Consider the following 9765-nt stretch of genomic DNA (forward strand, 5'->3'; position numbering starts at 1 on the left):
GGGCGCCCGTTCGCCGCCGCGGACGACGGCCATGCCGGCGGTGACCACGCAGACCACGCCGAGGATGCCGACCGGTCCCGGGACCTGCCCGAGGACGGCGGCCCCGATGGCGAGGGCGATGGCCGGTTCGAGGCTCAGCAGGGTGCCGAAGGCGGCCGTGGTGAGCCGTCGCAGGGCGAGGAGTTCCAGGATGAACGGGACCAGCGGCGCGAGCAGGGCCAGCAGCAGCCCGGTGAACGCCAGGGACGGGGTGACGGCGCCGATCGCGGCGGGGCCCACGAGGACGGTGGTGACGACTGCGGCGGTCGGCAGCGAGACGGCGAGCCCCTTGAGCCCCTCGACCTGGTCGCCGGCGCGCTGGGTGAGGACGATGTAGCCGGCCCAGCACGCGCCGGCCCCCAGCGCGAGGGCGAGGCCGGCCGGGTCCGTTCCGCCCTGCCAGGGTTCGGTGAGCAGGAGGACCCCGCCCGCGGCGAGTGCGCTCCAGCGCAGCAGTCCGGCGTGGCGGCCCGCGTACAGGGAGACGGCGAGGGGGCCGAGGAACTCCAGGGCGCTGGCCGTGCCCAGCGGGATGCGGGCGATGGCGAGCATGAACAGGGTCATCATCCCGGCGGTCACCGCGCCGAGCAGCAGGCAGGCCCGCAGCCCGGCGCGGGTGAAGTCGGATCGCCGGGGCCGGGCCAGGACGAGCAGGATCAGCCCGGCCCAGACCAGCCGCAGCCAGGCGGCGGTGACCGGGCCGATCCTGTCGAACTGGTCCGCGGCCAGGGCCAGGCCGGCCTGGACGGACGTCATGGCGGCGAGCGTCATGGCGGCGCCGGTGCCGGCCCGGGATCCGGCCCGGGAGCCGGCGCGAGGGGATACGGACTGGTCGGGGGCGGTCATAAGGATCAGTACACCGCCGACCGACCGTTGCCGTCCACGTGCTATTCCTGGACAGTCCGTTCATGAATCATGAACGATGGGGCTCATGGACACCCGCCGCCTCGCCCTGCTCTGCGAACTGTCGCGCCTCGGTTCGATGCGCGCCGTCGCCGAGTGCCTGCACGTGACGACCTCGACCGTGTCGCAGCAGATCACCGCACTGGCCAAGGAGGTCGGGCAGGTCCTCGTCGAGCCGGACGGCCGCGGCGTGCGGCTGACCCCGGCCGGCCGCCGGCTGGTCGAGCACGGGGCCCGGATCCTGGACGCGGTGGAGGCCGCGCGCATCGACCTGAGCGCGGGGGCCGAGCCGAACGGCACCGTGCGGGTGGCGGGGTACATGACGGCGGTGCGCGACTTCCTGCTGCCGCTGGTCGTGCGGCTCGCCGAGCAGTACCCGCGGGTGCGGCTGCTGGTGCGCGAGCACGAGCCGCCGGAGGCGCTGACGCTGCTGGCGGACGACGCGGTGGACCTCGCGCTGACCTACGACTACAACCTCGCGCCGGCCCCGGTCGACCGGTCGGTGGCGACGCTGCCGCTGTGGACGGCCCGCTGGGGCCTGATCGCACCGACGGGGCTGGACCTGCCCGCGGGCCCGTCCACCGAGGTCTTCGCGGGCTGTGCGGGGCTGGACTGGATCGCCAACTCCCGGCACACCGCCGACGAGGCGGTGGTGCGCACGCTGTCCTCGATGGCCGGGTCCGACCCGCACATCACCCACCGCGCCGACAGCCTCGACCTGGTGCAGCGCATGGTCGCCGCCGGCCTGGGCGTGTCGCTGCTGCCGGCGGACCGCGAACTCGTCCCCGGGGTGCGGTTCGTGCCGCTGGAGGATCCGCCGGTGGTGCTGCGCGCCTACGCGGTGGCCCGGCACGGGCGGCTGGAGTGGCCGGCACTGGCCCTGGTGCGCGAACTCCTCCGGGAGCGGGCCGCCCCGCGCGGCGGACCGGAGTCCTGAACGGCGACGACCCCGGTCCGACCTGCGCCCGCGCGCACCCGACGGCCTCGCACCCGCACCCGCAGGCGCACCCGCACGCTACGGCCTCGTCGACCCCGTGGTCACCCCACGCGGACGATGCTCTTGCCGCGGGTGGCGCCGTTGGCGAGGTTCGCGATCGCGGCCTCCACATCGCCGAGTTCGTGCTCGGCCGTGACGTCGACACGCACCGAGCCGGCGGCCAGCATCGCCAGCGCCCGGGCGGCACCGGCGGCCAGCCTCGCCGGGTCGGTCCCGCTGAGCAGGTGGCTGTTGTACGTCAGCAGCGACTGCCCGTTCATCAGCAGGTCGTTCACCGGGACGTCGACCGGGTCGAAGCCGGCGAGGTTGCCGTAGACGACGAGCCGGCCGTGCGATGCGAGCCGGGCGAGGTTGGCCACCCGGGTCGCACCGCCGACGGGGTCGAGGATCACGTCGAAGGTCTCCTCGCCGAGCTCCTCCGGAAACTGCCCCCGCGTCAGGACGTGGTGATATCCGAACTGCCTTGCATAGTCGGCCTTTTCGGCGCTGCCGGCCACACCGACGATGCGCCGGGCGCCGGCCGCGGCGGCGAACTGCGCCGCGAGGGTGCCGACTCCGCCGGACGCGGCGTGGATCAGCACGCTGTCGCCGGGGCCGGTGCGCGCCACGGCGTCGACCAACTCGTGGGCGGTCGGGGCGATCCAGCCCGCTGCCGCGGCGGTGCGGGCGTCGATGCCGTCCGCCCGGAGCGCCAGGGCCGACGGCGCGGTCACGACCTCCGCGAAGCCGCCCCCGCCGACCAGCGCGAGCACCTGCTCGCCGAGGCGCTCCCCGGGCACGCCCTCGCCGACCGCGACGATCCGGCCGGCCGCCTCGAAGCCCGGCACGAACGGGCGCGGGAGCGGGAAGTGCCCGTCCCGCACGAGGACGTCACCCCACTGGACCCCGGCATAGGCGACCCGGACGGCCACCTCACCCGGGCCCGGCACCGGCTCGGCCACCTCGGACAGCCGGAACCGGTCGTCGGCCCCCAGCACAACGGCCTTCATGCTCAACCCCCTGCGTTGACTCAGTATCCTGATACTCGAACGCTAGCGAGTCTCAGGATGCTGAGTCAAGGAAGGATGTTGAGACATGGCCGACGTGCCGGTCGAGGAATATCTGTGCACCCGGATCCGGCGCGCGGAGCAGGCGCTGATGGCCCATCACGAGGCGGTGCTCCGCGGCTACGGGCTCACCATGACCCAGTACACCGTGCTGCTCGCCCTCGCCCGCGAGGGCGGCAGGTCCGGCGCCCAGCTGGCCCGCACCTGCGGCGTGACCCAGCAGAGCATGGCCACCGTCCTGAACGGCATGCAGGGCAAGGGGCTGATCGAGCGGCAGTCCTCCGCGGTCCACGCGAAGGTCATGATCGCCGAGCTCACCGACGCCGGCCGTGACCTGCTCGACCACGCCTACCAGGAGGTCATCGTCCTCGAACGTGCGCTGACCGAGCGCTTCACCGAGGAGGAGCACCGCCGCTTCTGCGAGTTCCTCGACCGCGCCACGGCGACCCTCGTCGAGCAGACGCCGGCCGCGCGCACCCGCTGACGGAGCCGGGGCGCACGGGGCGCAGCCGGGGCGCAGACTCGGCCCGCCCAAGGCGCGGCCTTGGGACCGTCTCCCCCGGGCGGGGGAGGCGGTTCCCTCCCCGGGGTGAGGCGGGCAGCACCGGGGGGCTGCGATCTTCGTCCCGGGACCGGGCGCGGTGCACGGCCCCGGACCGCGACCGGAGAACCGCCCATGACCGCCGTCACCGACCTGCCACGCCGCCCGTCCGGGCGGCTGCGTTCCGCCTGGGCGGCCGCGCACACGACCGTGCCCGGGGTGCCCCGGTGGGTGCGGACCACCGCGTTCGCGATCCCGTTCACGGTGCTGCCGTCGAGCGCCTGGCGCATCGCCACCTGCACGTTCCACGCCCCGCTGGACGGCGGCGGACCGCAGGCCTCGGGGAACCTCCCCGGCTGGCTGCCGCTGGAGCTGTACGTGGTCCTGCTGTCGCTGGTCTCCGAGGTGCTGGCCTTCGCCGCCGTCGGGCTGACCGCCCCGTGGGGCGAGGTGTTCCCGCGCTGGATCCCGGGGCTGAGCGGGCGCAGGGTCCCGGTCGCGGCCGCCGTCCTCCCGGCCGGGCTGGGCGCCACCGTGCTGACGGTCGTGCCGCCCCTCTTCACCGTCATGGTCGCCGGGGGCCGGACGCTCCAGGGGCGGGCGTTGGACGACGGCGTCCCGCTGGCGACGCACGACTGGCGCACCGTCGTCCTGGCGGTCTGCTACGCCCCGCTCCTGCTCTGGGGGCCGCTGCTGGCCGTCGTCACGGTGGCCTACTGGCGCCGCCGTCGCGGGAGTCGCCCCGCGGTCGCCGGGTTGGCGTGAAGTCGTCAAGGCCCCGGCCGCGGCATTGACCGCGCCCCGGGGCAGACGGTTGGCTCGGCCCGAGCCGGCCGCCGGGGGGCGGGCCGCGGCAACGCGGTGAGGGCGCGAGCGAGGGAGCCGAGCACCATGACGAGCACGATGACGAGCACGCCATGCACCACCACGACCGGGCCCGGCGCCGCCGGCCGCCCGACGGCGGGACGCCGCCGCCTGACCGCCCGTGCGGCGGCCGTCCTGGTCGCCGCCGCCCTGGCGGGCACGGCCGCCACCGCCCAGGCCGCTCCGTTCGGTCCGGCCACCACCCGGGTCAGCACCGGCACCGCGGGGACGCAGCCGAACGACTCCTCCTGGGGCACCGGCCTGAGCGCCGAGGGACGGTACGCGGTGTTCACCTCCGCCGCCACCAACCTGGTCCCGGGCGACACCAACGGCCGGACCGACGTCTTCACCCGGGACCTCTGGACCGGCCGCACCGAGCGGGTCAGCCTGACCGGGGCCGGCGGCCAGGCGGACGGCGCGTCGTACGACGGCGCGATCAGCGGCGACGGCCGGTTCGTCGTGTTCACCTCCACCGCCGCGCTCGTCGCCGGGGACACCAACCGCGCGGAGGACGTCTACGTCCGCGACCGCAGGAGCGGCCGCACCGAGCGGCTCACCACCGGGGACCCGGGCCGGGAGCAGCCGGGCCTGGACTCCTACCTGCCGTCGGTGAGCCTGGACGGCCGCTACGTCGCGTTCGCGTCCACCCGGACGGACCTGCTGCCCGGCGAGCGGGTGTCGAAGGCCAACATCTACGTCACCGACCGGTGGACGGGCACCACCCGCCTGGCCACCGCCGGTGCGGACGGCTCGCCGGCCAACGGGCCCTCGGCGGACCCGCAGATCAGCGCGGACGGCAGCACGGTCGGGTTCGTCTCCAAGGCCACCAACCTGCTCCCGCCCGCCGGGGGCGGGCCCGCGAAGGCGGCGCAGTCCCAGGCCGGCGGCACGCCGGACGAGGGTGCGCCGGACAACGCGCCGGACAACGCGCCGGACGAGGGCTTCGGGCACCGGTCCGGTCAGCCGGCCCGGACCGGCGCCGGGCCGCAGGCGGCCGCCGGCGAGCGCGCCACGCTCCTGAAGCCGCGGCTCTACCCCTTCTACGTCCACGAGGTGGCGACCGGGCGGACGCGGGGTGCGAGCACCGACGAGGCGGGCGAACTGGTGGGCGTCGCGGACGCCTCGGTCGGTCCGGACGGCCGCTACGCCGTCTACTCGCTCCCGGTCGTGAACCAGGGGCCGGACGGCGGCGCCGGCGGCCGGCACCTCGAGCTCTTCGTCCGCGACCTGCGGTCGGGCGGCGTCCGGCACCTCGCCGCCGCCCTGCCGGGCACCACGTCGGACGGCTCGTTCTCCAGCCCCCGGCTGGCCCTGGGGAACCGCTGGCTCTTCTTCGCCTCCGGTGCGGAGAACCTGGTGGCCGGCGACACCAACCAGGCCGACGACGTGTTCCGCCACGACCTGTGGACCGGCCGCACCGAGCGGGTCAGCGTGGCCTCGGACGGCGCGCAGAACACGGGTGCCTCGTACGGGCCGGTGCTCGACGCGCTGGGCACCACGGTGCTGTTCGGCGCGGAGGACGGCACGCTGGTGGCGCCGGACTCCAACCAGGCGGCCGACGTCTTCGCCCGGCGGCTGCTGCCGTTCTGACGGTCCGTCCGGCTGATTCGCCGGCGCCTCGGAGCACCTGCATACGAGCAGGAGGTCGACCCGGCCGACTTCCTGCTCGCGCCGTCTCCGGAGGGGCGGCGAGCTAGGACATGATCTGACCTAGATGCCTCCTACTGTTTCTCCTGTCACCGAAGAGGACCGACGAAGGCGGAACACCATGACGAACACCACCACCACCGGCAGCAGCACCGCGACCACCGCCACCGGCGGGCAGGTCACCGGGGAGCGGGCCGATCTGCTGGCGACGCTGGAGAAGCACCGGCAGTTCCTGCGCTTCACCACCCGCGACCTGACGGACGAGCAGGCCGGCCGCCGCACCACCGTCAGCGAGCTGTGCCTGGGCGGGCTGGTCAAGCACGTCGCGTCGGTCGAGCGCGCCTGGGTGGGCTTCATCCTCGAAGGCCCTTCCGCGATGGGCGACTTCACCGCCATGACCGAGGAGGACTTCGCCCAGCGGGCCGACGACTTCCGGATGCTGCCGGGCGACACGCTGGAGGGTGTCCTGGCCGACTACGCGGAGGCGGCCCGCCGCACGGACGAGCTGGTCGCCGTGCTGCCGGACCTGGACCTCTCCCACGAACTGCCGAAGGCCCCGTGGAACGAGCCGGGGGCGCGCTGGTCGGTGCGGCGGGTGCTGCTGCACATCATCGCCGAGACCGCGCAGCACGCCGGCCACGCCGACATCATCCGTGAGGGCCTCGACGGCGCCAAGACGATGGGCTGAACCGGGCCGCGCCCGTGCCCGGCCACCGGGGAGCCGGACACGGGCGCGGGCGCGGGACCTTCCCGCGATCAGGGGCAGTGCTTCCAGGCCAGGTGGTAGACGGTATTGATGCTGCCGTCGGTCGAGTCCATGGTCATGAAGCTGGTGGTCCTGGTCGGGTCCGAGGTGCCGGCGCCGACCCGGAGCTCGGTGTTGATGTTGAAGTTGCGCAGTTCCCCGCAGGGCGACCAGACCAGCGCCGCGACGCTTACGGTGTCGGTCACCTGCCAGCTGTTGTCGATCTCTCCGGCGAACTGGTGGGTGCTCGCGGCGGTCTGGGGTGACCCCTGGAAGTAGTAGCTGGCCTTCTGGATCGCGGTCGCCCCCTTCTCCAGGTGCGCGAATCCGCGGTAGTCGGCGGAGGCGATCGCGTAGGTGAAGCCCTGCGGGACGTGGACGTTCAGGTTGAGCTGACAGTTCTTGCGGAAGTCGGTGGGCTTGGAGCCGACGCCGACCTGGGCCAGGTACTCGCTGTACGTCACCGTGAAGGCGGTGTTGTCCGGGGAGACGGCGATGGCCGCCGTTCCGGGCCGGCAGCCGGAGCCGTTGACGGTGGCCACGTCGATGACGATCTTGTCCGGCGGCGGCGTCGTCCACCCGGTGCCGGCGGCGACGCCGGCCAACGGGGTGGAGAGCAGGACGGCGACGGCGCCGCCGGCGGCCAGGATGCGTAGGGTCACAGGCATTTTCCTTCCGCTTGCCCGCCGGCGTGCCGGTCGCGCACCCCCACGTGCGGACCACCCGGCGGGTTGTCGCGTCCATGTCAGCAGCTGGGATGACCCCCGTACAGGGGAGCAGCGGGGCGCATCACGGCGCAGCCGGAGCAAACCGACCGGCGCGGGCCGGCGCGCTCACGCCCCCGGCGGGCGGCCGCGTCGCGTGACGGGCGCTCAGCGCCTCGTCTCGTACCTGGTGAGGATCACGCCGCAGGGCAGCGTCCGCGTCTCCACCAGGTTCAGGTTCACCCAGTTGTCCAGTGCGGTGAAGAACGGCGTGCCGCCGCCCACCAGGACCGGCGCGGTGGCCAGCAGGTACTCGTCGATCAGCCCGGCCCGCATGGCAGCCCCGGCGAGCGTCGCGCCGCCGATGTCCATCGGGCCGCCGTCCTCGGCCTTGAGCCGGGTGATCTCGGCGACCGCGTCACCGGTGACCAGGCGGGTGTTCCAGTCGACCGTGTCGACCGTCGAGGAGAACACCACCTTCGCCATGTCCCGCCAGCGGCGCGCGAACTCGATCTCCGCCGGGGTGGCGTCGGGCTGCTGGTCGCCGGTCGGCCAGTAGGAGCTCATCGTCTGCCACAGCTTGCGCCCGTACAGCGACAGCTCGGTCGCCTGCAGCTGGTCGGACCAGAACTGGAACAGCTCGTCGGTCGGCACGCTCCAGCCGATGTCGTCGCCGGGCGCGGCGATGTAGCCGTCCAGGGTCAGGTTCATGCCGTAGATCAGTTTCCGCATGGCGCCAGCCCTCCGTGGGTCGGTCTCAGCGTACAGAGCGGCACGCGGGAAACTCGTCGGCACGCGATCCGAGCCCACCCGTGTCCTCGCGCCCGGTGGCTCAGCCGGAAGAGCGGCAGGTCATCGGCGGTCGGCGGGTCATCGGCGGCGAGGCTCTCCAGCCCGGGCGCTCACCAGCCAGCAGGCCGCGGTGAAGCGGACCTGCGCGCCGTCCACGAACGGCTCGAAGGCGGCCCGGACCGTCTCGACCACCCGGGCGCGGGTCCGCTCGTCCACCCCGGGCAGGGCCAGGCCGAGCGCGCCGAGCCGGGTGAAGTACCCGACCAGCTCCGCCTCGGGCAGGGTGCACTCCACGTCGACCGGCCGGAGCCCGGCCCCGGACCATCCGCTCCCGGCCAGCACCCGCCGGATCAAATCCGGGTCGGCGAGGCCGAACTGCCCCGGGCCGGACGGCCGATGGGCCGGGAGGTCCGGCAGGAGGGGCGCGGCGGCGCGCTGGGCCGTCGACATGAACGGGTTCTCCTCGATGCCGCGCCAGCTCACGAAGCACAACCGGCCCCCGTCGTGGGCGGCCCGCCGCAGGTTGGCGAAGGCCCGCACGGGGTCGCCGAAGAACATGACGCCGAAGCGCGAGGCGACGGCGTCGAACGAGGCGGGCTCGAACGCGTACTCCTCGGCGTCGGCGTGGACGAAGCCGACCGGCAGGCCCTCCCGCCCGGCGCGCACCCGGGCCGCGGCGATCACGGCTTCGGAGATGTCGACGCCGACGCAGCGGCCCTGCGCGCCGACCCGCCGGGCCAGGGCCAGCGTCGTGGCGCCGGTGCCGCAGCCGACGTCGAGCACCCGGTCGCCGTCCTGCGGAGCGACCGCCTCGACCAGCAGGTCCTCCAGCGGCTGAAGCATCCCGTCCAGCACGGCCTGCTTGTCGACCCAGGCGTTGCCCGAGCGGCCGTTCCACCCGGGTGCCGGTCCGTCGCCGGCCGGCTGTGCTTCCGCCATGATCGCCTCCTGTTGCCCGCCTTCACCCGACGGTGATCGCTCCGCTTCCCCCGCAAGCCCGCTCGGGCTCCAGGCTGCCGTTCCCGGGCGGGAAAACGGGAGGCGGCGCACCGACCGGCCCGGACAGAATGACCGGATGATCGCCACGGAGCCCCAGGGACCGGTCGAGGTCCCGCCCCCAGTGACCGAGCTCGCGGACGGACGCCCGGTGCGGGCCGTCTGGCAGAACGAGGCCGACGGGCTGACCTTCCAAATCGGCACGGACGCCCGGCAGTTCGTCAAATGGAACCCCGCCGGCAGCTGGCTCGACCTGACGGCCGAGGCCGCGCGCCTGCGCTGGGCCGCCGGCTTCACCGTGGTGCCGCGCGTCGTGGACGAGGGCTCCGGCCCCACCGGCTCCTGGATGGTCACCGACGGTCTGCCGGGGCGCTCGGCCGTGGACGAGCGCTGGAAGCGCGATCCCGGCACGGCCGTCCGCGCGATCGGCGCCGGGCTGCGCGCCCTGCACGAGGCGCTGCCCGTCGCGGACTGCCCGTTCGACTGGTCGG

Annotated in this window: 10 protein-coding genes and 1 pseudogene; 6 read left to right on the forward strand and 5 right to left on the reverse strand. The window is 74.4% G+C overall.

What is annotated here, in order from left to right:
- Positions 1–795 (reverse strand): EamA family transporter (locus ABZ885_RS29515; protein ID WP_360195085.1); only part of this gene is annotated, 795 nt, incomplete at its 3' end.
- 175 nt (positions 796–970) lie between these two features.
- Between ABZ885_RS29515 and ABZ885_RS29520 the strand changes: the two genes are divergently transcribed.
- Positions 971–1879: a LysR family transcriptional regulator gene (locus ABZ885_RS29520; protein ID WP_360195087.1), complete on the forward strand. Its 909-nt coding sequence runs from the start codon at positions 971–973 to the stop codon at positions 1877–1879.
- Between the two features lie 101 nt (positions 1880–1980).
- Here the strand turns inward: ABZ885_RS29520 and ABZ885_RS29525 are convergent, their stop codons facing one another.
- Complete coding sequence (locus ABZ885_RS29525) at positions 1981–2928, reverse strand: zinc-binding alcohol dehydrogenase family protein (protein ID WP_360195090.1); 948 nt, start codon at positions 2926–2928, stop codon at positions 1981–1983.
- 85 nt (positions 2929–3013) lie between these two features.
- On the opposite strand from ABZ885_RS29525, the gene ABZ885_RS29530 reads away from it, so the two are divergent.
- The 4 genes from ABZ885_RS29530 to ABZ885_RS29545 all read left to right on the forward strand — a co-directional run bounded on the left by ABZ885_RS29530 (position 3014) and on the right by ABZ885_RS29545 (position 6725).
- Entirely contained in the window at positions 3014–3469 is a 456-nt protein-coding gene (locus ABZ885_RS29530) for a MarR family transcriptional regulator (RefSeq protein ID WP_360195093.1), read from the forward strand.
- Positions 3470–3661: 192 nt separating this feature from the next.
- Positions 3662–4291 carry a hypothetical protein gene (locus ABZ885_RS29535; RefSeq protein WP_360195096.1) on the forward strand — a complete coding sequence of 210 codons (630 nt, stop codon included), beginning with the start codon at positions 3662–3664 and terminating at the stop codon, positions 4289–4291.
- A gap of 126 nt (positions 4292–4417) precedes the next feature.
- Complete coding sequence (locus ABZ885_RS29540) at positions 4418–5980, forward strand: hypothetical protein (protein ID WP_360195098.1); 1563 nt, start codon at positions 4418–4420, stop codon at positions 5978–5980.
- 178 nt (positions 5981–6158) lie between these two features.
- A complete protein-coding gene (locus ABZ885_RS29545; RefSeq protein ID WP_360195101.1) occupies positions 6159–6725 on the forward strand; it encodes a DinB family protein in 567 nt (188 codons plus the stop codon).
- Between the two features lie 68 nt (positions 6726–6793).
- On the opposite strand, the gene ABZ885_RS29550 is transcribed toward ABZ885_RS29545, so the two are convergent.
- From ABZ885_RS29550 to ABZ885_RS29560, 3 genes are all read right to left on the reverse strand, one after another.
- Positions 6794–7450, reverse strand: a complete 657-nt coding sequence (locus tag ABZ885_RS29550) for a DUF4360 domain-containing protein (RefSeq protein WP_360195104.1) — start codon at positions 7448–7450, stop codon at positions 6794–6796.
- A gap of 204 nt (positions 7451–7654) precedes the next feature.
- A complete protein-coding gene (locus ABZ885_RS29555; protein ID WP_360195106.1) occupies positions 7655–8218 on the reverse strand; it encodes a dihydrofolate reductase family protein in 564 nt (187 codons plus the stop codon).
- 138 nt (positions 8219–8356) lie between these two features.
- On the reverse strand, positions 8357–9217 hold the full coding sequence (locus ABZ885_RS29560; protein WP_360195109.1) for a class I SAM-dependent methyltransferase: 861 nt from the start codon (positions 9215–9217) through the stop codon (positions 8357–8359).
- Between the two features lie 136 nt (positions 9218–9353).
- On the opposite strand from ABZ885_RS29560, the pseudogene ABZ885_RS29565 reads away from it, so the two are divergent.
- Positions 9354–9765: pseudogene (locus ABZ885_RS29565) on the forward strand (aminoglycoside 3'-phosphotransferase); the annotation flags it as partial.

The sequence above is a fragment of the Kitasatospora sp. NPDC047058 genome (assembly GCF_040643935.1).
Taxonomy (GTDB): domain Bacteria; phylum Actinomycetota; class Actinomycetes; order Streptomycetales; family Streptomycetaceae; genus Kitasatospora.